We start from the raw sequence: 21,623 nt of genomic DNA on the forward strand, positions 1-21,623 counted from the left end.
TTTTTGAAAATCTTTTTAGTTCTTCTAAGCGTCTTTTTTTTTAATGGGTGTTTTGGGTTAGTCTATAAGACTCCCATTTCAAGCCCCCCTATCTCTTATGACCCCTACACTACCGCCATTGGGAGCTTGTATGCTAAAAATTTAAAAGAAAACCCCAACCATAGCGCGGCCATTCTTTTAGAAGACGGCTTTGACGCTTTGTTGCACAGAGTGGGTCTTATTAGGATGAGCCAAAAAAGCATTGACATGCAAACTTATATTTATAAGAACGATCTTTCCTCTCAAGTGATCGCTAAAGAACTTTTAAATGCGGCCAATCGTGGGGTAAAAGTGCGCATCCTTTTAGATGATAACGGATTGGATTCAGATTTTTCAGATATTATGCTTTTAAATTTCCATAAAAACATTGAAGTGAAGATTTTTAACCCCTACTATATCCGCAATAAAGGCTTGCGCTATTTTGAAATGCTTGCGGATTATGAGCGCATTAAAAAACGCATGCACAACAAGCTTTTCATCGTGGATAATTTCGCTGTCATTATAGGAGGGCGCAATATTGGAGACAATTATTTTGATAACGATTTAGACACGAATTTTTTAGATTTAGACGCTTTGTTTTTTGGGGGGGTTGCTTCAAAAGCCAAAGAAAGCTTTGAACGCTATTGGAGGTTCCACCGCTCTATCCCTGTTTCATTACTAAGAACCCATAAAAGACTCAAAAACAACGCTAAAGAAATCGCTAAACTCCATGAAAAAATCCCTATCAGCACCGAAGACAAAAACCAGTTTGAAAAAAAAGTCAATGATTTTATAGAACGCTTCCAAAAATACCAATACCCCATTTATTATGGGAATGCCATTTTTTTAGCCGATTCACCCAAAAAAATTGACACGCCCTTGTATTCGCCTATCAAAATCGCTTTTGAGAAAGCCCTTAAAAACGCTAAAGACTCCGTTTTTATCGCTTCATCGTATTTTATTCCAGGCAAAAAGATGATGAAAATCTTTAAAAATCAAATTTCTAAGGGGATTGAATTGAATATCCTTACCAATTCCCTTTCATCTACTGATGCGATAGTGGTCTATGGGGCGTGGGAAAGGTATCGCAACCAATTAGTGCGAATGGGTGCGAATGTCTATGAAATACGAAACGATTTTTTCAACCGCCAGATTAAAGGGCGCTTTAGCACCAAACATTCCTTGCATGGCAAGACGATTGTTTTTGATGACAATTTAACGCTTCTAGGGAGTTTTAATATTGATCCGCGCTCTGCATACATCAACACTGAAAGCGCGGTTTTGTTTGACAACCCGTCTTTTGCTAAAAGAGTGCGTTTGTCGCTTAAAGATCATGCCCAACAAGCATGGCATTTGGTGGTGTATCGGCATAGAGTGATTTGGGAAGCGGTGGAAGAAGGTATTTTAATTCATGAAAAAACTTCGCCTGACACTTCCTTCTTTTTGCGCTTGATTAAAGAATGGTCTAAAGTCCTTCCTGAAAGAGAGCTTTAAAACTTTTAATGCCCTTTATTTTGCGAAAAAGCGATATTATTGGTAACAGCGGCTAAAAGTGCTGAACACACAAACACCAAATGGATCACCACTTGCCAAAAAATGGGGTTATGCGATAGGGGCGTGTCTTTAGGAATACTGGATAGAACGTCTTCTAAACTCATGTAGCGTTTGAGCAAGAAAATCGCCGAAATGGCTACAATGGAGAGCGAAACCTTTAATTTTAAAGCGTTAAAATCCGTGTGTTTTAGCCAAGTGATTTCGCTGGCATCCACCTTGTCTAATTTAGAAACAAAGCTTTCATAACTGGCGAGCAACACCATCAAAACAAGCCCAGCCATAAACAACAAATCCACTAATCCTAAGGCTGATAAAACCAAATCCGTTTCACTAATGGTGTCTAAATGGCTGAGCATGTGCCACAACTCTTTCATGAACACATAGCCTAAAACCACCAACACTAACGACATGGCAATGCATAAAGGGGCTAGCAACCAACGAGTGGCAAACAACACTCTTTCAATCAACTTTTCTAACATCTCAACTCTTTTAATTATGGCTTTTTGAAGCCTTGATTATAGCTAATTTTAAAAAACCCATTGAAATGACTGATGCTTTCTTTTTGGTAAAATCATACGGATTGATAGTCTTAAAAGCCGTTTTAATCTTTTTTATATTACAATTCTTTCATGCGGTTTGGGTTTGTTACTTCTCCTTGACTGCTAGTAGTGGGTATGAATGTTTGATTTAAAACGCATGTTTTTCCATTTTTTACCTCTTACCCCTACTTTACTAAATGCTATTACTTTGTTTTAGCTGTCTTATATTTTGCTTGCTAGTTAAAAAGCCGTCATATTCTTTGCTACCCATTAAATTCATAACGCTCTTTATTTTTTAAATGGGATTACTTTATTTTAGTTTTATACAAAACTTTTAAGAAAATAGGGGTATTTTGCAAACTCTCCCCCATAAGTCCCTCTAACCCCTAAGAGCGCATCACAAGAAATTATCGCTTGACTAACGCTAAACTCTTTTAAGTTTGTAAAATCTTTAACGAATCTCTATGACAACCGGTTTAGTCATCTTTTTGCTGACTTCATCGGCATGCATTAGGGCTTCTTGCTTGCTCTTATAAGGGCCTATGAGATAGCGCTTTGTCGCTCCCCTATATTCAATCTTATGGGGGAATTGGTTAAACGCTTGCAAAAAGGCTTTATTGGGCGTGTGCGCAAAAACCCCCACTTGCAAATAATGCCCTTTAGTAAGAGTGGTTTTAGAATTGGCTTTTTTAGAAACTTCTTTATGTGCTTCTTTTTTGACTTTTAGCTCTTTAACCGCATGCTTATCTTTATGAGCTTCCTTATCTTTAGGGGTTGCTTTAGGCTTTTTATGGGGGGTTTCTTTTTTAGCTACAGCCTGAGATTCCTTTTGAGCGCTCATGGGAATAGACTCAACAGCTTTTAATTCTTTTTGAGCTTCTTGTTTTTCTTCTGTTGTTTTCATCTCCGTTTGAGCTTGATCGGTTTGAGTGGGCATGTTAAACGCATCATTTTCTTGTTTTTTAACATTATCCGCTACTTTGTCTAGCTTGTCTTCTTGCTTGGAAGGATCCAAATTCAAGCTTTCAAACTCATCGTCTTTTTTCTCGTCTTTAGTATTGCCTATTTTTTGCATGCCGCTATCGGTTTGCAAAAAAGTCTCTTTAGGAGCGACTCTCGTGCTTTTCCAAAACACCATTAAAAGCACCGCTAAAATGATAATGGCTATAGCCACGATCAAAAACACCTTTTTAGTGCCGCCCCCATTATTTTCTTCTTCTAAGATCACTTCATTCAGTCTTTCTTTTTCTGACATCAAAAATCCTTTCAAAAATGGTTATAAATGCTTCGCCCAAGAGCTCCCTCGCTCTTTTGCAAACACTTCATAAGGTAAAGCTAAAATATTAAATTCCTTAGGCCATTCATTGCTAGGGAAGACCCTCCATTCTTTAGGCAACCCTTGCGCTAATTTCATAGACAAAGTTTTAACCAACCTTTCACCCTCGCCTAATTCCGTATGCCCCTTATGCACATACAAATGCAAATGCCCTGGGGTCTTTGTGTTATAAGCGGTAAAATTCATAAAACCTTCCTCACGAAGCAATAACTGCGCCTTATGATAAAAGCGCTCCGGGTTCCTCCCGTTATAATCAAACACAATATTTTCCACCTTATCGTTACGCAAGATGAGGTTGTGCGCGATTTCTATTTCTTTTTTCAAATGCTTTTGAATGAGCGAGCTTGTGAGCATGGCATTCACTCTTTGGAATTTATTATAATAGCAACGCCCCGCATAATCCACTCTCTCCCCCAAGCCTGGTTTTTTTTCAAAATAATGGCTTGTGTCTATCTTAATGAGCTTTAATTCCATTTCTGTCATCTTGACTCCCTTAAAAAATAGGTTGTTGGTACACAGGGAATTGATTAGCCATGGCCTTCAATTCTTCTTTCACATGCAATTGCAAACTAACATTGTTAATATCATTCAAAATATCTGATATTTTATTCCCTATGATTTCAAATTCCTTAGCTCCCATGCCCCTTGCGCTCAATGCCGCTGAGCCAATCCTTATCCCGCTCGTTACAAAAGGGCTACGCGTTTCGCCAGGAATGGTGTTTTTATTCACGGTGATTCCGGCATTCCCTAATGCAATATCAGCGTCTTTCCCGCTATAAGGCTTATCCAAGAAATCCATTAAAAGCAAATGGTTAGAAGTGCCACCACTCACTAACTTATGGTTTTTTTCTTTTAACGCTTTAGCCAAAACTTGCATGTTAGATTTCACTAATTTTGCGTAAGCTTTAAATTCTGGTTTTAGATTCTCTTTAAACCCCACCGCTTTAGCAGCAATCACATGCATCAAAGGCCCGCCTTGAGTCCCTGGAAAAATCGCTTTATCAATCTTAGCCGCTATCTCTTCGTCATTAGTTAAAATAATCCCCCCTCTAGGCCCTCTTAAGGTCTTATGAGTGGTGCTTGAAACCACATGGCAATGCGGGAAAGGATGGGCATGCTCATTAGCGACCACAAGCCCTGCCACATGGGCTATATCGCCTAATAGTAACGCCCCCACTTCATCAGCGATTTCTCTAAATTTCTTAAAATCAATCTCCCTTGGATAGGCTGAAAACCCGCACACAATGATTTCTGGCTTAACGCTCTGAGCGATTTTTAGCGCTTCTTCATAATCAATATAGCCATCCAAATTCACGCCATAAGAAAAGCTCTGATAATGCTTGCCGGTCAAGCTCACTTTAGCGCCATGCGTTAAATGCCCTCCACAACTTAAATCCATGCCTAAAATCTTGTCATAAGGCTTTAAAAGAGCGTGATAGACAGCGTTATTGGCTTGTGAGCCTGAATGCGCTTGCACGTTAGCGAATTGGCAATTGAAAAGCTTTTTAGCCCTTTCTATGGCTAGGCTTTCTATTTTATCCACCACTTCACAGCCTCCATAATAGCGCTTGTTAGGATAGCCCTCAGCGTATTTATTCGTTAAAATGCTCCCCATAGCCTCCATGACACTAGGAAAAGTGTAATTCTCGCTCGCTATCATTTCTAAATGCTCATTTTGCCGCTTATATTCTTCAAAGATCAATTCAAAAATTTCACTATCCGTTTGTTCTAAAAAATACGCCATTATTCTTTACTCTCAATATTAAAATCGTTTTTAACAGGACGCATCGCTGGGAATAAAATCACATCTTTAATGCTTTTAGCTCCAGTGAGTAACATCACTAATCGGTCAATGCCTATGCCTTGCCCTGCAGTGGGGGGCATTCCATGGGCTAATGCCCACACATAATCTTCATCCATGTATTGGGCTTCTTCATCGCCTTTTTCTTTTTCAGCCACTTGATTTTTAAAGCGTTCTAATTGATCTAAAGGGTCGTTCAACTCGCTAAAGCCATTAGCGATTTCTTTTCCTGCAATGAACAATTCAAACCTGTCAGCAATATTAGGGTTACTATCGTTGCGTCTGGCTAAAGGGCTAATCTCAATAGGGTATTGGGTTACAAAAGTGGGGTTAATGAGCTTATGCTCTACAAAATGATCAAACGCTTCAGCGAGCAATTTGCCATGAGTGAGGTTTGGCTCTACTTTGACGCCTCGCTCTAACAAATAAGCCAAAAGCCTGTCTTCTTTTTCCAAAATATCCTTACTAATGCCCCCTATTGTTTCTAAAGCGTCCAAATAGGAAATCACGCTCGTTTGGTTGAAATCCACTTCCATATCGTTATAAATGATTTTTGAATCTAAATTTAAAGTCTTTAGCAAGTAGTCAAACAGCCTCTTACTGAGTTCAATCAAATCTTCATAAGTGTGATACGCCCAATAAAACTCAATCATCGTGAATTCGGGGTTATGGCTGTGATCCATGCCCTCATTCCTGAAATTACGATTGATTTCAAACACCGCTTCAAACCCCCCCACAATCAAGCGTTTGAGATATAATTCTGGGGCGATTCTTAAATACCTCTCCACCTCTAAAGCGTTATGATAAGTGATGAAAGGCCTTGCGTTCGCCCCGCCAGGAATGGGGTGCATCATAGGGGTTTCCACTTCTAAAAACCCTTCCATTTCAAAGAATTTCCGCACGCTAGAGACAATCAAACTGCGCTTTTTAAACACATCTTTAACGCTAGGATTGACGATCAAATCCAAGTAGCGCTGGCGGTAACGCAATTCTATATCGCTCAGTCCGTGAAACTTTTCAGGTAAAGGCACAATGGTTTTGCTTAAAATATGAAATTCTAGGGCATGAATGCTTAATTCACCGGTTTTGGTAGCAAAAGGGAAGCCTTTCACCAACACAATATCGCCCACTTCTAAATGCTTTTTCAAACTTTTAAACTCATCGTTCAATTCATTTTGCGAAACATAAGCTTGCAAAATCGTGCTTTCATCTTCAATTTTAATAAAACATGCCTTGCCCATTAAACGCAAAAGCTTGACCCTCCCTACAATACTCTCGCATTTTTCTTTGTCTTTAGGCTCTTCTAAACCCTTAACATAAGCGTATTTTTCTAAAAAAGCGGCGTTGGTGAGGCTTCGTTTCAAGCCATTTTTATAAGGGTTTTTCCCTTCTTCTCTCAAGCTATTGGCTTTATGGATGCGTTGTTGGATGTATTGGTTAGAAAACATGTGATGCCTTTATAGGGGTTCTTTGTTAGATGGGGTGGGGTTTGGTGGGGTTTGGTTAGCTTTTGGATCTAGCATGTTTTTAGGCAAGTCTTTAGCCTTTTCTTTTAAAGATTCCATGCCCTTATCCATCGCTTTATTAAAAGATTGTTTATTTTTATTGAAAGATTCTTTATTTTTGACTTCATCGCTCATTTCTTCAAGGTTGTCTTTAAGGTTTTGCTCCACATGTTTGACGCCATCAAGGCGCATGATCTTACTGGCGATGCTTTTCATGGTAGAAAAAAAAGTGCTTTTTTCTTGCAAATAGGCGTTAGCGTCTTTCATGACTTCCATTTTAGAGAGCGCATAAAGGATGAAAGAAAGCACTAAAAAAGTCTTTAAACATGAAAAAATAAACCCTAACGCTTTGTCTATAATGCCTAACCCGCTAAAGACTAACACCTTGCCTAGCAACACTCCAAAAGCTAAAAAAAACACCCAAATAGATGCTAACACCAATAAAAAACCGATGAGATTCGTCATGGTTTCATTTCTTAAATCATACAAATGCTCTGAAAATAAATTCCCAACAGCCACAGAATAGCGAGACGCTAAATACACGCCAAGCACAATCCCTAAAGTCCCCGCCACTTCACTCACGAAGCCATGATAAAATCCTCTAATCCCAAAGGCTACCACCACCACAAGTAACGCCAAATCAATATAGTTCAAACCCTAAACCCAAACCTTTCTCTCATATATCTCGCATAAAGATAGTCATAGCGTCTTAAAACAAACACCCATCACTCTTAAATCATGCCAATTCACACTCTTTAGACTTGAAATTTGAAAATAATAACACAACTTAAAAAAAACTACCCTTAAAAAAATCAATCTAAAATTCTTAAATTAAAATATAGCTATAATACACTAAAACAATCTCAAGGTTTCAAAATTTAGCCATGCGTCTTCTTCTATTCAATCAAAACGCTTTTTTATTGGCGTGTATGTTTGTTTCAAGCGTGTATGTGAACGCTGTTTTAGACGCTTATACAATTGAAAACCCCTATATCACTATCACACTCACAAGCCTATTAGCCCCTTTAAGCATGCTGGCGTTTTTAAAAACCCCTAGAAATAGCGCTTTTGCTTTGGGGTTTTTCGTGGGAGCGTTATTGTTTTATTGGTGCGCTTTAAGCTTTCGCTACTCGGATTTCACTTATTTATTGCCCTTAATCGTTGTTTTAATAGCGTTAGTTTATGGGGTTTTATTTTATTTGTTGCTCTATTTTGAAAACCCCTATTTCAGGCTTTTGAGTTTTTTAGGCTCTAGTTTTATCCACCCTTTTGGATTTGATTGGTTAGTCCCGGATAGCTTTTTTTCTTATAGCGTGTTTAGGGTGGATAAATTATCGCTAGGGCTTGTTTTTTTGGCTTGCATTTTTTTGAGTGCTCAAAATCTTAAAAAATACAGGATCATAGGGGTTTTATTGTTACTTGGCGCGTTGGATTTTAATGGTTTCAAAACAAGCGATTTAAAAAAGGTTGGAAATATTGAATTAGTCTCTACAAAAACGCCCCAAGATGTGAAATTTGACTCAAATTACCTTAATAATATTGAAAACAACATCCTTAAAGAAATCAAGCTCGCTCAAAGCAAGCAAAAAACCTTGATTGTTTTTCCAGAGACCGCCTACCCCATCGCTTTAGAAAACTCCCCCTTTAAAGCTAAACTAGAAGATTTAAGCGATAATATTGCGATTTTAATAGGGACATTGCGCACCCAAGGCTATAGCCTTTATAACAGCTCGTTTTTATTTTCTAAAGAGGACGTTCAGATCGCTGATAAAGTGGTTTTAGCCCCCTTTGGCGAAACAATGCCTTTACCCAAGTTTCTTCAAAAACCCCTTGAAAAGCTCTTTTTTGGCGAGAGCGCTTATTTATACCGCAACGCTTCTAGTTTCAGCGATTTTGCATTAGACGATTTTACTTTTCGCCCCCTGATTTGCTATGAAGGCACCTCCAAACCCGCTTATTCAAACAGCCCTTCAAAAATTTTTATCGTGATGAGCAATAACGCATGGTTTAGCCCAAGCATTGAACCCACTTTACAAAAAACGCTTTTAAAATACTATGCAAGGCGTTATGATAAAATCATCTTGCACAGCGCGAACTTTTCAACTTCTTACATTTTAAACCCTAGTTTATTAGGCGATATTCTTTTTAGGAAACGATCATGATTAAAGCGATTAATATTTCTCATGCTTTTGAAAAGCCTCTTTACAATGGCGTGAATTTGCGCATCAAGCCCAAAGAAAGCCTAGCGATTTTAGGCGTGAGCGGGAGCGGTAAAAGCACGCTTTTAAGCCATTTAGCCACCATGCTAAAACCGGATAGTGGGACGATTAGTTTGTTAGAACACCAAGATATTTATGCTTTAAATTCCAAAAAGCTTTTGGAATTACGGCGTTTAAAAGTGGGCATAGTCTTCCAATCGCATTACCTTTTTAAGGGTTTTAGCGCTTTAGAAAACCTGCAAGTCGCTTCAATCCTAGCCAAGCAAGAAATAAATCATTCCCTTTTAGAACAATTAGGCATAGCCCACACCCTAAAACAAGGTGTGGGTGAATTGAGCGGCGGCCAGCAACAACGCTTGAGCATCGCCAGAGTGCTTTCTAAAAAACCTAAAATCATTATCGCTGATGAACCCACCGGGAATTTAGACACCACTAGCGCTAATCAAGTCATCAGCATGCTGCAAAATTACATTACAGAAAAAGAAGGAGCGTTAGTTTTAGCCACGCATGATGAGCATTTGGCTTTCACTTGCTCTCAAGTCTATCGCTTAGAAAAAGAAGTTTTGATTAAGGAAAAATAAGAAATGTTACAACGCCCTAAAATTGTCGCTGAATTGAGCGCTAATCACAACCAGGATTTAAATCTCGCCAAAGAAAGCCTTCATGCCATTAAGGAAAGCGGCGCGGATTTTGTCAAGCTCCAAACCTATACGCCAAGCTGCATGACTTTAAACTCTAAAGAAGATCCTTTCATCATTCAAGGCACTTTATGGGATAAAGAAAATTTGTATGAATTGTATCAAAAGGCTTCCACCCCCCTAGAGTGGCATGCGGAATTGTTTGAATTGGCTAGAAAGCTTGATTTAGGCATTTTTAGCTCGCCTTTTAGTTCAAAAGCCTTAGAGCTTTTAGAGAGCTTGAATTGCCCCATGTATAAAATCGCTAGTTTTGAAATCGTTGATTTAGATCTGATTGAAAAGGCCGCTCACACAAAAAAGCCCATTATCCTTTCTAGCGGTATCGCTACAAGCATTGAATTGCAAGACGCTATCTCATTGTGCAAAGAAGTGGGTAATTTTGACATCACCCTTTTAAAATGCGTGAGTGCTTATCCTAGCAAAATAGAAGACGCTAATTTATTGAGCATGGTTAAATTAGGCGAAACCTTTGGCGTTAAATTTGGCTTAAGCGATCACACGATTGGCTCTCTTTGCCCCATTTTAGCCACCACTTTAGGAGCGAGCATGATAGAAAAGCATTTCATTTTAAACAAATCCTTACAAACCCCAGACAGCGCTTTTAGCATGGATTTTAACGAATTTAAAAGCATGGTTGAAGCCATCAAGCAAAGCGTTTTAGCCTTAGGCGAAGAAGAGCCAAGAATCAATCCAAAGACTTTAGAAAAACAAAGATTCTTCGCTCGCTCTTTATTTGTCATTAAGGATATTCAAAAAGGCGAAGCATTGACTAGCGATAATATCAAAGCCTTACGCCCCAACCTTGGCTTACACCCTAAATTTTATAAAGAAATTTTAGGTCAAAAGGCATCAAAATTTTTAAAAGCCAACACCCCTTTAAACGCTGATGGTATAGAACGCTCACTGTAGGTTTGTTTTGATTAAAAAATGGGGTTTTTAAATTTGTTTTGTGATTTTAGATTTGATTTTAGACTCATTTTCTTTATTTTATAAACTCTTAAGGGGATAGGGGGCATCGCTCTCATCAAATGTTGCAACTAGAGCCTTATTTGAATTCCAATCAACTTTAATTTTTAATAAAAACAGGATTACTTTGTTGCTATCGTTTTAAACTTTATAATAAAACCCATTTTTTAAGGGAATATTTTGCACTTTTACCCTCTTAACCCCCAAATCAAATCTTTCTAACCCCCCAAAGAATGCTTTTTTAAGAGATTATTTGCTTGGTTAAATCAATCTCTTTTTAGATTGCAAAAAATACTAAAGCATTTTTTATATTTTATAATAATCAATTCCAAACGAGAACAGAGAAAAGAAATTCTAAATAATTTTTAATCACAGATTCCACACACGCTCTAAATAAAGCTCATTAAACAAAGCCCAAAAAAGGGGCTGATAATACCCCTTATGACAAAAAGGCTGTTTCTAAAGCACTAGATCAATAAAAAATAATCTCACTTCACCTTTTCAAGATACTCTTCTGTTTCCGTATTGACTTTAATCACTTCACCCTCTAAAACATGGAAAGGCACTTGCACGACCGCACCGGTTTCTAAAGTCGCTGGTTTTTTGCTCGCACTTGAAGTGTCGCCCTTAAAATTAGGGGCTGTTTCTACAATCTTTAGAGCCACAACTTGCGGCACATCCACTGAAATCGCTTTGTCATTATGCAATAAAACCTGCACTTGCATGCCGTCTAGAATCCATTTAGAAGCCTCACCCACTTGAGAGTCGTTCAAAGCGATTTGCTCATAGCTCTCTATGTCCATGAATTGGTATGTGTCGCCATCGTGATAAAGGTATTGCATCGTTTTTTCAACCAGATTAGGCTCTTCACACTTATCCCCCGCATGGAAAGTCTTCTCAATCACCTTACCATCTAAAAACGACTTGATTTTCGCGCGCACAAAAGCCGCACCCTTGCCGGGCTTGACATGCTGGTATTCCACGATCCTATAAGGCACACCGCCCAATTCAATTTTCATGCCCTTTTTGAGCTCACTCATCCCAATTGCCATGTTACACTCTTTCCTTGTTGATTAAATTTTATTAGCGCTGCCCAAAAGTTTCATGCGTTCTTTGACCACATTTTTAAGCGCTAATTGGGCCGGAGAAAAAAACTTCCTCAAATCAAATTGGCTCTTATCTTCATTGGCCACCTTGCGCACTTCTGCGATGAAAGCGATCCTTAAGTCCGTGTCGGTATTGACCTTATTGATCCCCCCTTTTATAGATTCTTGTAAAAATTCAAAAGGCACGCCCTTAGAGCCTTTCAAATCGCCTCCAGCGTCCAAATAAGACTTCCTCACATTATCCGGTATCGCGCTCGCTCCATGCAAAACTAAAGGGATATTAGTGAGCCTTTTGACTTCTTGCAAGCGTTCAAAATCCAATTTGGGCTCGCCCTTAAACTTAAACGCTCCGTGGCTTGTCCCAATGGCTGGGGCTAAGTAATCCACTTGAGATTCTTTGACAAACTGCTCCGCTTCTTTAGGATTCACTAACACCGCATCTTTTTCATCTACTGAAATATTGTCTTCAATCCCCATTAAACGCCCCAGCTCCGCTTCCACGCTCACTCCAGCGTTATGTGCCATTTTGACCACTTTAGAAGTCAATTCCAAATTTTCTTCAAAAGCATGATGAGACGCATCAATCATCACAGAAGTGAAACCCGCTTTCACGGCTTTTTCGCAGCTTTCAAAAGTCGTGCCATGATCTAGGTGTAAAGCTACAGGAATGTGGGGGTAGCGTTCGCACATGATTTTCACCATGCCCACCGCCATATCAATCCCCATGTATTTAATCGCTCCTTCACTCGCTTGAATGAAAAGCGGGGAATTTTCCTCGTTTCCTGCTTCAAAAATAGCGTTTAGCATTTCAAAATTCACGAAATTAAACGCCCCCACCCCATAACCTTCTTTATGGGCTTTCAATAAGATTTCATTGCCTTTAACTAACATGATAACACCTCATCAATTATTTGTTGATAACAATTTTAGCGTGCTTCCTTAATTCCTCGATTCGTTGATTCATGCGTTCTTGGAAAAGCTTTTCTTGTAACATCCCCTTAATGGTAGGTTTAGCCTGTTCATAAGTATAAGTTACAGGGCTATCTTTAGAAATCAAATAGATAATATGATAACCAAACTCTGTTTTAACAGGGGTTTTAGTGTAATTCCCAGGAGTTAAAGCGAAAGCGGCTTTAGAAAAATCCGGAGCCATCTGGTTTTTTTGGAATTTCCCTAAATCACCGCCATTTTGCGCGTTCTTGCTGTTAGGATCAATCGTATCCCGATTGGCTAACTCAATGAATTTGGCTTCTTTTTTAGTCTTTGGCTGTTTGTCAATCTCAGAAATAATCCGTTTAGCCTCATCTTCGGTTTTCACTAAAATATGCCTAGCATGGGCTTCTTGCTTGACAAAAAGCTGATCTTTATTAGCGTTGTAAAAATCCTGCATTTCTTTTTCGGGGATTTGGATTTTTTTCACTTCTTCGGCTTGTTTTTTAGCCCAAAATTCCACTAAAGCCTGTTTTTTAACCGCTTCCATCATCGCTTTAAATTCTGGAGTCTGATCGAGCTTTTCTGCCTTAGCCTCATTTTCTACAAGTGCGGTGCGGATAGCTTGCTCAATCAAGGCTTCTTTTTCTTTCTCTTTAAGCTTGTCAAAATCAAAATTAGGATTTCGCTGCTTAATCATGTCAAAATCGCTTTTGGTGATAGGCCTGCCATCCACTGTCGCTAACACGCCTGCTGAAGAATCAGTCGTTTTTTTCGTGTTATGTGCAGCGTTATTCGCGTTATGAGCCGGCTTAGCCATCAAAAACGACATGCTCAACGCACCCACTAACGCTAAATTTAAGATATTTTTTTTCATTGTGTGTTCTCCACTCTAAACTAATTTTCATCATTAAATCTACATTATAGCAAATTTAAAACAAAATCAGCTATCATGATTATAGAAAACTCACATTGAGGGGTAAGAAATGCTTAAAGTTATTCATTCCATTCAAAGCGGGTAAAATGTTTGCCGCAGATGTTGTAATAATATTTATTATCTTTTTTGGTGTTAGTTTTATTCTTTTTGGAAAGCAAAAGAATGTTAAAAAGGATTCAAAAATTCTCGATGCAATTATGAATATACTATTCGTAATTATTGTTGCATGCATTCTCTTTCCTTGGTTACCAATGTTATTATTCTATGTATTTGGTTTTTTAGCATTGCATGTTATTCCATATTAAGTAATTTCTATACCTTTAGTCAATCTCATATTGATAAGCTTACTATGTAAGATTAAGGGACTTTGCGCTTAAATACCCCTTAAAAAGTGAGTTTAAAAAAGGCTTATGGTTTTGTTTCTATCCATTTTTAAAAAAAGCTTTAATGATTTTTTAAGCGCTAGAATGCTTTTAATCAATCTTGGCCCTATCCTTTTGAGTTTGGCGTTTTTTGGAGCTGTTTTTTACTACAATGGCGGGAGTATTGTGGGTTATTGCCAAACTTTATTACCGCAATCTTTGAATGACTATTCCCATTCTCAAGGCTTTTTTGCCGGTGTGTTCGCATGGGTTTTTAAGGCGTTAGTGTATTTTCTTATTTTTTGGATCGTGATTCTTTTGAGTTTAGTCATCAATATTTTTGCGTCCATTTTTTACACCCCTTTAGTGGTCTCTTATTTGCACCAAAAATATTATCCCCATGTCGTTTTGGAAGAATTTGGCTCTATTCTTTTTTCTATTAAATATTTTTTAAAATCGCTCGCTTTTATGCTTTTATTCTTAGCGGTTTTAACGCCCTCTTATTTCATTCCCTTTATAGGGGTCTTTGGGGTCTTTTTTTCTATAATCGTGCATTTTCTTTTTTTCAAAAACACCATGAGTTTGGATATAGCCAGCATGATTTTTAATTATCAAAGCTATCAAAATTTACTCAAACAGCACCGATTGAAGCATTATCGTTTCTCATTTTTTTGCTATCTTTTTTCCTTAATCCCTTTTTTTAATTTTTTTGCCACCTTATTGCAAACCCTAATGCTAGCGCACTACTTTTTTATCCTTAAAGAAAAAGAATGTTAGATTTTCTCCAAGAGCTTAGCACCCCCCATGTTAGGGATTTTTTCTTGTTGTTTTTAAGGGTTAGCGGGGTGTTATCTTTTTTCCCTTTTTTTGAAAACCATTTAGTGCCTTTGTCGGTGCGTGGGGCTTTGAGCTTGTATGTGAGCGCGATTTTTTACCCCACTTTAGAGTTTTCAAACGCTGTTTACACGCCAGAGGGTTTTATCATCGCTTGCTTATGCGAGCTGTTTTTAGGGGTGTGCGCATCTGTCTTTTTACAAATCGTTTTTGCGAGCTTAGTGTTTGCAACCGATAGCATCAGCTTTTCTATGGGGCTTACGATGGCGAGCGCGTATGATCCTATTTCAGGATCGCAAAAACCCATTGTAGGGCAAGCCCTTTTATTGTTAGCGATTTTAATTTTATTGGATTTATCGTTCCACCATCAAATCATTTTGTTTGTGGATCACAGCTTAAAAGCCGTCCCTTTAGGGCAATTTGTCTTTGAGCCAGCACTAGCTAAAAACATTGTCAAAGCCTTTTCGCACTTGTTTGTCATAGGGTTTTCTATGGCGTTCCCTATTTTATGCTTGGTGTTATTGAGCGATATTATTTTTGGCATGATCATGAAAACCCACCCTCAGTTCAACCTGCTCGCTATCGGGTTTCCGGTTAAAATTGCGATCGGGTTTGTGGGCATTATTTTAATCGTTTCGGCTATCATGGGGCGTTTTAAAGAAGAAATCAGCCTGGCCTTTAGCGCCATTAGCAAAATCTTTTAAAGGATCAATATGATTAGTTTTAAAGAAGCTCTAAAAATCCATTCTAGCATTCCCTTAAAACCCTTAGAAATAGAGGTTATCTCTTTGTTTGAAAGCACAGGGCGTATTCTAGCAGAGGATATTATTTGCATTCACGCCTTGCCTAAATTCAATCAAAGCGCAATGGATGGCTATGGGTTTAAAATGCAGGATTTAGGTAAAAAAACTCAAGTCATTCAGCACATTTTTGCCGGGGATGATGTGAGCGCTTTAGAAGTTAAAGAAAATGAATGCGTTAAAATCATGACTGGAGCGATGGTGCCAAAGGGAATAGAAACGATCGTTCCCATAGAATGCATGCTAGAAAGCCATGAAAATTTTGCCCTAGCTCCCAAAGATTTTAAAATAAACGCCAATATCCGTCAAAAGGGCGAGAACGCTTCTTTAAACAGCGTGTTAGTCCCTAAAAATACCCGTTTGAATTACGGGCATATTGCACTCATTGCCTCTCAAGGGTTCAAAGAAATCAAAGCGTTTAGAAAATTAAAAATCGCTCTCTTTAGCAGCGGCGATGAATTAGTGCCTTTAGGGCAAAACGCCCTAGAATACCAAGTTTATGATGTTAATTCAGTGGGTGTTTTTAACATGCTTAAAAACTACAACACGCATTTTCTAGGGGTTTTAAAAGATGACAAAAATTTACAGCTTAAAACACTTGAATTACAAGATTATGATGTCATCCTTTCAAGCGCGGGGGTGAGCGTAGGGGATAAAGACTTTTTTAAAGACGCTTTGAAAGAAAAAAACGCCCTTTTTTATTATGAAAAAGTCAATCTCAAACCGGGAAAACCGGTAACTTTAGCCCAACTCAATCAAAGTATTATTATAGGCTTACCGGGTAATCCTTTAAGTTGCTTATTGGTTTTACGGGTTTTGATTCTACCCTTATTGGAGCGCTTATCCTTAAATAAAGATTTTAAGCTAAAACCCTTTAAGGCTCAAATCAATGCCCCCTTAAAGCTTAAAGGCGAACGCGTGCATTTAATTTTAGGCAACTATTCAAACCACCAATTCATTCCTTACAACAACAACCGCTATGAATCAGGAGCGATTCAAGCCCTTGCGCAAGTGGATTCTATCGCTTTAATTGATGAAGGAGTGGGATTGGTTCAGGGCGAAATTGAAATTTTAAGGTTTGAAAATTAAAATGGCTTTTAACAATGTTATAATGGCAAGTTCAAAACCCCACTCATAAAGGTTCTGTTTGTGGATAACTACACCTATAGCGAATTGTTAAAAAGCTTGCAAAACAAATGCGATAATATCGCTTTGATCATCAAGCCTGAAAAGATCAAACAAGAATTAGAACGCATTGAAAAAGAGCAAGAAGACCCTAATTTTTGGCAAGATGTCTTAAAGGCCAGAGACACCAATAAAGAAAAAGTGCGCCTGAACCGCTTGCTAGAAACCTATCAAAAAACCAAAAATTCTTTAGATGAAAGCACAGAATTGTTTGAACTCGCTCAAAATGATAACGATGAGGTTACTTTATCCTTACTTTATGAAGAGGCTCCTGTTTTAGAGCATAGTGTGCAAAAAGTAGAAATTGAAATCATGTTAAGCGGTGAAAACGATGCCTCAAACGCTATTATCACCATTCAGCCTGGAGCGGGGGGGACTGAAAGCCAGGATTGGGCGAGTATTTTGTATCGCATGTATTTGAGATGGGCGGAAAGAAGGGGCTTTAAAAGCGAGATTTTAGATTATCAAGATGGCGAAGAAGCGGGCATTAAAGGGGTCGCCTTTATCATTAAGGGCGAAAACGCTTATGGCTATTTGAAAAATGAAAATGGGGTGCATAGGCTTGTAAGGATTTCACCCTTTGACGCGAACGCCAAACGGCACACGAGTTTTGCGAGCGTGCAAATTAGCCCTGAATTAGACGATGATATTGATATAGAAATTGATGAAAAAGATGTCCGTTATGATTATTACAGAGCCAGTGGGGCGGGCGGTCAGCATGTCAATAAAACAGAAAGCGCGGTCAGGATCACGCATTTCCCTACCGGTATTGTGGTGCAATGCCAAAACGACAGGAGCCAACATAAAAACAAAGCGAGCGCGTTAAAAATGCTTAAATCCAAACTTTATGAATTGGAATTAGAAAAGCAGCAAAGCAGCGCCAAAAATGAAGAAAAAAGCGAGATCGGCTGGGGGCATCAAATAAGAAGCTATGTCCTAGCCCCCTACCAGCAAGTCAAAGACGCGCGCTCCAATATTGCTTATAGCAATGTGGAAGCGATACTAGACGGCGATATTGATGCGATTTTAGAGGGCGTTTTGATTGCTAAAGCTTAAGTGCGCTAAAATGACAGATAGGAATTATGGTTAAAAACGCTTTTTAAAACCAATTGGCAAGGAACAACAATGACACAAGAAGAATTAGACGCTTTGATGAATGGTGGCGATTTAGAAAATTTGGAAGCCTTAGAGGCTAAAGAAGAGACTAAAGAGGAAGCTAAAGAGAAAGAAGAGGTTAAAGAATCCAAAGAAAGCTCTAGCCAAAAAATGACCGTCAAAAAAGAAGACGCTGAAAAATACGGCAAGATTAGCCCTAATGAATGGCCTCCCCCTCCCCCCACTGAAGAGCATAAAGTCGTGCATCAATTAGACGATGTTACAAGAGATTCTGAAGTGAAAGCCACGCAAATTTTTGATCAATTGGATTTGATCGGAGCTAGCGCTGAAAAAATCGCTAAAATGGTTAAAAAAATCCAAGAACCTTTGCAAAAACACCAAGAAATTTTTGACAATTTGCATGTGCATTTCCCCCATGTTGAATCTTTTAAAACCGCGCTCAATGAGCAACAAGAAATCCTAAACGCCCTTAAAAACATTGAAGAAGAAGCCACCAATTGCTCTGATAGCTCCATGCAAGCGATGGATATTATGCAGTTTCAAGATATTCACCGCCAAAAAATTGAGCGCGTGGTCAATGTCATGCGAGCGCTCAGCCAATACATGAATTCGCTTTTTGAAGGCAAAATTGATGATTCTAAGCGCGTGAGTTCAGCGACTTTTATCACCGGCGATGATGATAAAGATTTAGCCAGCGCTGATGATATTGAAGCCTTGATCGCTTCTTTTGGAGCCAAGTAGTTTTGAACCAAGTTGAATTACTTTCTCCAGCCGGTAATTTAAAAAAACTTAAAATCGCTCTCAACTATGGGGCTGATGCGGTTTATGGGGGAGTGAGCCATTTTTCTTTACGCAATCGCGCTAGCAAGGAATTCACTCTAGAGACCTTTAAAGAAGGGATTGACTACGCCCATGCCTTGAATAAAAAAGTCTATGCGACTATCAATGGTTTCCCTTTCAATTCACAGCTCAAACTTTTAGAAGAGCATATTTATAAAATGGCAGAGCTAGAGCCAGACGCTTTCATTATTGCTGCACCTGGGGTGGTGAAACTCGCTTCAAAAATCGCCCCGCATATCCCTATCCATTTATCCACGCAAGCGAATGTCTTAAATTTGTTAGATGCGCAAGTGTTTTATGATTTAGGGGTTAAACGCATTGTGTGCGCTAGGGAATTGAGCCTGAATGATGCGATTGAGATTAAAAAAGCCTTACCTGATTTGGAATTAGAAATCTTTGTGCATGGGAGCATGTGCTTTGCCTTTTCAGGGCGCTGCTTGATTTCGGCCTTACAAAAGGGGCGCGTGCCTAATAGAGGGAGTTGCGCGAATGATTGCCGGTTTGATTATGAATATTATGTGAAAAACCCTGATAACGGCGTGATGATGAGGTTGGTTGAAGAAGAAGGCGTAGGCACGCATATTTTTAACGCTAAAGATTTGAACCTCTCTAGTCATATCGCTGAAATTTTAAGTTCTAACGCCATTAGTGCGCTTAAGATTGAAGGGCGTACCAAGTCCAGTTACTACGCCGCGCAAACCACGCGCATCTATCGTTTGGCGGTTGATGATTTTTACCATAACACCTTAAAGCCGAGTTTTTATGCTAGCGAATTGAACACGCTTAAAAACAGGGGTTTTACGGACGGCTATTTGATGCGAAGGCCTTTTGAAAGGTTGGATACTCAAAACCACCAAACAGCCATTAGCGAAGGGGATTTTCAAGTCAATGGCGAAATCACCGAAGATGGGCGTTTTTTTGCATGCAAATTCACCACTACCACTAACATAGCTTATGAAATCATCGCTCCCAAAAATGCGGCTATCACGCCCATAGTCAATGAAATTGGCAAGATTTACACCTTTGAAAAACGCTCTTATTTAGTGCTGTATAAAATCCTTTTAGAAAATAACACCGAGTTAGAAACCATCCATAGCGGAAATGTGAATTTAGTGCGACTGCCCGCACCCTTGCCGGCTTTTAGTTTTTTGCGCACCCAAGTAGAGTCTAAAAATGGCGTTTAGAGATTAGGGATTACAAACGATTAAGAGAAAACGCATGCCATTAGAAACTATCACGCTCGCTCGTATTTATGAAGAACAAGGATTTTTTGAAGAAGCGTTGCAAATTTATACTAATATTTTAAACAAAACCCCTGACCATGCAGAGGCGTTAAAACAAATAAAGCGTTTGGAAAAAATCCAAAAAAATGGCACTCCTTTCAAACATGATGCAATATTGGAGAGGCACTATTTGAATTTTATCAAAGGGGATTTTTTGAGCGTTGAGAATTTAGAACAATGGCTGGTAGAATGGAATTGAAAAACATTATTTCAGAAACCCTTAATGAAATTGAAAAAATGGCTAAAACCATTGATAATAACTTTGATGCGGCGCAAAAAACGCCCTCTTTTTTCAAAACACCCCCCTATTTGCAAAACGCCAAAAACGCTGAAACGCCCCCAATGAGCAACACGGAGCCAAAAAACGCCACCAAAATAGAAACCCAAGAAAAAATCACAGAAGAAAATACAGAAGAAAAAGAAGAAGAAGCACAAGAAATCATTACAGAAGAAATTGCGCAAGAAAACCCCACGCAAGCACCGGTTTCAAACGAGAGGGTTTTTTTAAAAAACTTACTAGAGAGAACCTTAGTGTTGTTTCAAGGCATGCAAGCTTTAGAAGAAAAAGACGCGCTGAAGCGTTTGGATTTGGTGGTGCGTTTCTTGCAATACCAATTGAGCGTGCTTGAAAAACGATTGGAATCTTTAGAGCTAGAAAACACAGAGTGAAAAATGAGCAAAGGAATTGTTTAAAAACATTAAAAAATAAGACTTTATTTTTCAATATTCCATGAAAACAAAGCCTTAAATTTCTATTAATAACTATGATAATGTTTTGAATTTTTATTTTTAAGATATTTTCAAGGTATCTTTAATAATAAAATGCTAGAATTAGTCCCTTAAAACATTAACAAAGTTAATCGTTTTTAAAGTTGTAGAAATCATTGAAGGAGTTAATTGAAGTATGATAGAAGTTTTAATGATAGAAGATGATATAGAATTAGCCGAGTTTTTGAGCGAGTTTTTGCTCCAACATGGCATTCATGTAACCAATTACGATGAGCCATATACCGGTCTTAGTGCGGCTAACACACAAAATTATGATTTGTTGTTGTTGGATTTGACTTTGCCTAATTTAGACGGGCTTGAAGTGTGTAGGCGCATCTCCAAACAAAAACATATCCCTATTATTATTTCTTCAGCAAGAAGCGATGTGGAAGATAAGATTAAAGCGCTAGATTATGGGGCTGATGATTACCTCCCTAAACCCTATGATCCTAAAGAATTATTAGCTCGCATCCAATCGCTGCTTAGGCGTTCTCATAAAAAAGAAGAAGTGAGTGAGCCAGGCGATGCGAATATCTTTAGGGTGGATAAGGATAGCCGAGAAGTGTATATGCATGAAAAAAAGCTAGACTTAACTAGGGCTGAATATGAAATCCTTTCGCTTCTCATTAGCAAAAAAGGTTATGTGTTTAGCCGTGAAAGCATTGCGATTGAGAGCGAGAGCATCAACCCTGAAAGCTCTAATAAAAGCATTGATGTGATCATTGGCCGTTTGCGATCTAAGATTGAAAAAAATCCTAAACAACCGCAATACATCATCTCTGTTAGAGGGATTGGTTATAAATTAGAATACTGATATTCTAATAAG

23 protein-coding genes are annotated in these 21,623 nt (G+C 38.6%); 14 read left to right on the forward strand and 9 right to left on the reverse strand.

The features are described 5' to 3' along the window. Nucleotides 1-3 precede the first annotated feature (3 nt). Nucleotides 4-1,512 (forward strand): cardiolipin synthase ClsC, encoded by a 1,509-nt coding sequence (clsC, locus tag KX581_RS00085; protein WP_120872411.1) that lies wholly within the window; start codon nt 4-6, stop codon nt 1,510-1,512. 5 nt (nt 1,513-1,517) lie between these two features. Here clsC and KX581_RS00090 read toward each other — a convergent pair whose 3' ends face one another. The 6 genes from KX581_RS00090 to KX581_RS00115 all read right to left on the reverse strand — a co-directional run bounded on the left by KX581_RS00090 (nt 1,518) and on the right by KX581_RS00115 (nt 7,407). Next, nucleotides 1,518-2,051, reverse strand: coding sequence for a TIGR00645 family protein (locus KX581_RS00090; RefSeq protein ID WP_000890445.1), 534 nt, complete (start codon nt 2,049-2,051; stop codon nt 1,518-1,520). A 511-nt stretch (nt 2,052-2,562) separates the two neighbouring features. Beyond that, complete coding sequence (locus tag KX581_RS00095) at nt 2,563-3,366, reverse strand: SPOR domain-containing protein (RefSeq protein ID WP_231175255.1); 804 nt, start codon at nt 3,364-3,366, stop codon at nt 2,563-2,565. A 21-nt stretch (nt 3,367-3,387) separates the two neighbouring features. Beyond that, nucleotides 3,388-3,930 (reverse strand): DUF1882 domain-containing protein, encoded by a 543-nt coding sequence (locus KX581_RS00100; RefSeq protein WP_050825653.1) that lies wholly within the window; start codon nt 3,928-3,930, stop codon nt 3,388-3,390. 10 nt (nt 3,931-3,940) lie between these two features. Continuing rightward, nucleotides 3,941-5,191 (reverse strand): serine hydroxymethyltransferase, encoded by a 1,251-nt coding sequence (locus tag KX581_RS00105; protein WP_220904893.1) that lies wholly within the window; start codon nt 5,189-5,191, stop codon nt 3,941-3,943. After that, nucleotides 5,191-6,696, reverse strand: coding sequence for a lysine--tRNA ligase (gene lysS / locus KX581_RS00110; RefSeq protein WP_231175256.1), 1,506 nt, complete (start codon nt 6,694-6,696; stop codon nt 5,191-5,193). Before lysS ends, KX581_RS00105 begins: the two co-directional genes overlap by 1 nt. A 9-nt stretch (nt 6,697-6,705) precedes the next feature. Then, nucleotides 6,706-7,407: a CvpA family protein gene (locus tag KX581_RS00115; protein ID WP_231175257.1), complete on the reverse strand. Its 702-nt coding sequence runs from the start codon at nt 7,405-7,407 to the stop codon at nt 6,706-6,708. Between the two features lie 230 nt (nt 7,408-7,637). On the opposite strand from KX581_RS00115, the gene KX581_RS00120 reads away from it, so the two are divergent. From KX581_RS00120 to pseI, 3 genes are read left to right on the forward strand one after another with little or no spacing between them, the layout of a single operon-like run. Then, nucleotides 7,638-8,915, forward strand: a complete 1,278-nt coding sequence (locus KX581_RS00120) for an apolipoprotein N-acyltransferase (RefSeq protein WP_231175258.1) — start codon at nt 7,638-7,640, stop codon at nt 8,913-8,915. Then, on the forward strand, nt 8,912-9,553 hold the full coding sequence (locus tag KX581_RS00125) for an ABC transporter ATP-binding protein (protein WP_231175259.1): 642 nt from the start codon (nt 8,912-8,914) through the stop codon (nt 9,551-9,553). The genes KX581_RS00120 and KX581_RS00125 overlap by 4 nt, the downstream gene beginning before the upstream one ends. Nucleotides 9,554-9,556: 3 nt before the next feature. Further along, complete coding sequence (gene pseI, locus KX581_RS00130; protein ID WP_231175260.1) at nt 9,557-10,579, forward strand: pseudaminic acid synthase; 1,023 nt, start codon at nt 9,557-9,559, stop codon at nt 10,577-10,579. Between the two features lie 545 nt (nt 10,580-11,124). Here the strand turns inward: pseI and efp are convergent. From efp to cbf2, 3 genes are read right to left on the reverse strand one after another with little or no spacing between them, the layout of a single operon-like run. Then, nucleotides 11,125-11,688, reverse strand: a complete 564-nt coding sequence (gene efp / locus KX581_RS00135; protein WP_231175261.1) for an elongation factor P — start codon at nt 11,686-11,688, stop codon at nt 11,125-11,127. Nucleotides 11,689-11,709: 21 nt separating this feature from the next. Beyond that, entirely contained in the window at nt 11,710-12,633 is a 924-nt protein-coding gene (locus tag KX581_RS00140; RefSeq protein WP_000960449.1) for a class II fructose-bisphosphate aldolase, read from the reverse strand. Between the two features lie 16 nt (nt 12,634-12,649). Next, nucleotides 12,650-13,549 carry a peptidylprolyl isomerase CBF2 gene (gene cbf2 / locus KX581_RS00145; RefSeq protein WP_060472851.1) on the reverse strand — a complete coding sequence of 300 codons (900 nt, stop codon included), beginning with the start codon at nt 13,547-13,549 and terminating at the stop codon, nt 12,650-12,652. Between the two features lie 146 nt (nt 13,550-13,695). On the opposite strand from cbf2, the gene KX581_RS00150 reads away from it, so the two are divergent. The 10 genes from KX581_RS00150 to arsR all read left to right on the forward strand — a co-directional run bounded on the left by KX581_RS00150 (nt 13,696) and on the right by arsR (nt 21,611). After that, nucleotides 13,696-13,914, forward strand: coding sequence for a hypothetical protein (locus KX581_RS00150; protein ID WP_231175262.1), 219 nt, complete (start codon nt 13,696-13,698; stop codon nt 13,912-13,914). A 105-nt stretch (nt 13,915-14,019) separates the two neighbouring features. Continuing rightward, on the forward strand, nt 14,020-14,748 hold the full coding sequence (locus KX581_RS00155) for an EI24 domain-containing protein (protein WP_231175263.1): 729 nt from the start codon (nt 14,020-14,022) through the stop codon (nt 14,746-14,748). Then, nucleotides 14,742-15,509 carry a flagellar biosynthetic protein FliR gene (gene fliR / locus KX581_RS00160; RefSeq protein ID WP_231175264.1) on the forward strand — a complete coding sequence of 256 codons (768 nt, stop codon included), beginning with the start codon at nt 14,742-14,744 and terminating at the stop codon, nt 15,507-15,509. Before KX581_RS00155 ends, fliR begins: the two co-directional genes overlap by 7 nt. Nucleotides 15,510-15,518: 9 nt before the next feature. Further along, nucleotides 15,519-16,694 carry a molybdopterin molybdotransferase MoeA gene (locus KX581_RS00165; protein ID WP_231175265.1) on the forward strand — a complete coding sequence of 392 codons (1,176 nt, stop codon included), beginning with the start codon at nt 15,519-15,521 and terminating at the stop codon, nt 16,692-16,694. A 60-nt stretch (nt 16,695-16,754) separates the two neighbouring features. Next, a complete protein-coding gene (prfB, locus tag KX581_RS00170; protein WP_120863227.1) occupies nt 16,755-17,846 on the forward strand; it encodes a peptide chain release factor 2 in 1,092 nt (363 codons plus the stop codon). Nucleotides 17,847-17,915: 69 nt separating this feature from the next. Further along, complete coding sequence (cheZ, locus tag KX581_RS00175; protein WP_231175266.1) at nt 17,916-18,647, forward strand: protein phosphatase CheZ; 732 nt, start codon at nt 17,916-17,918, stop codon at nt 18,645-18,647. 2 nt (nt 18,648-18,649) lie between these two features. Further along, complete coding sequence (locus KX581_RS00180; RefSeq protein WP_231175267.1) at nt 18,650-19,930, forward strand: peptidase U32 family protein; 1,281 nt, start codon at nt 18,650-18,652, stop codon at nt 19,928-19,930. 34 nt (nt 19,931-19,964) lie between these two features. Then, nucleotides 19,965-20,228 (forward strand): tetratricopeptide repeat protein, encoded by a 264-nt coding sequence (locus KX581_RS00185; protein WP_220904884.1) that lies wholly within the window; start codon nt 19,965-19,967, stop codon nt 20,226-20,228. Further along, entirely contained in the window at nt 20,219-20,698 is a 480-nt protein-coding gene (locus KX581_RS00190) for a CiaD-like domain-containing protein (RefSeq protein WP_231175362.1), read from the forward strand. The genes KX581_RS00185 and KX581_RS00190 overlap by 10 nt, the downstream gene beginning before the upstream one ends. 235 nt (nt 20,699-20,933) lie before the next feature. Beyond that, nucleotides 20,934-21,611 carry an acid response regulator transcription factor ArsR gene (gene arsR / locus KX581_RS00195; RefSeq protein ID WP_000573732.1) on the forward strand — a complete coding sequence of 226 codons (678 nt, stop codon included), beginning with the start codon at nt 20,934-20,936 and terminating at the stop codon, nt 21,609-21,611. The last annotated feature ends 12 nt before the right edge of the window (nt 21,612-21,623 follow it).

The organism is Helicobacter pylori (genome assembly GCF_021062735.1).
Classification (GTDB): domain Bacteria; phylum Campylobacterota; class Campylobacteria; order Campylobacterales; family Helicobacteraceae; genus Helicobacter; species Helicobacter pylori_DN.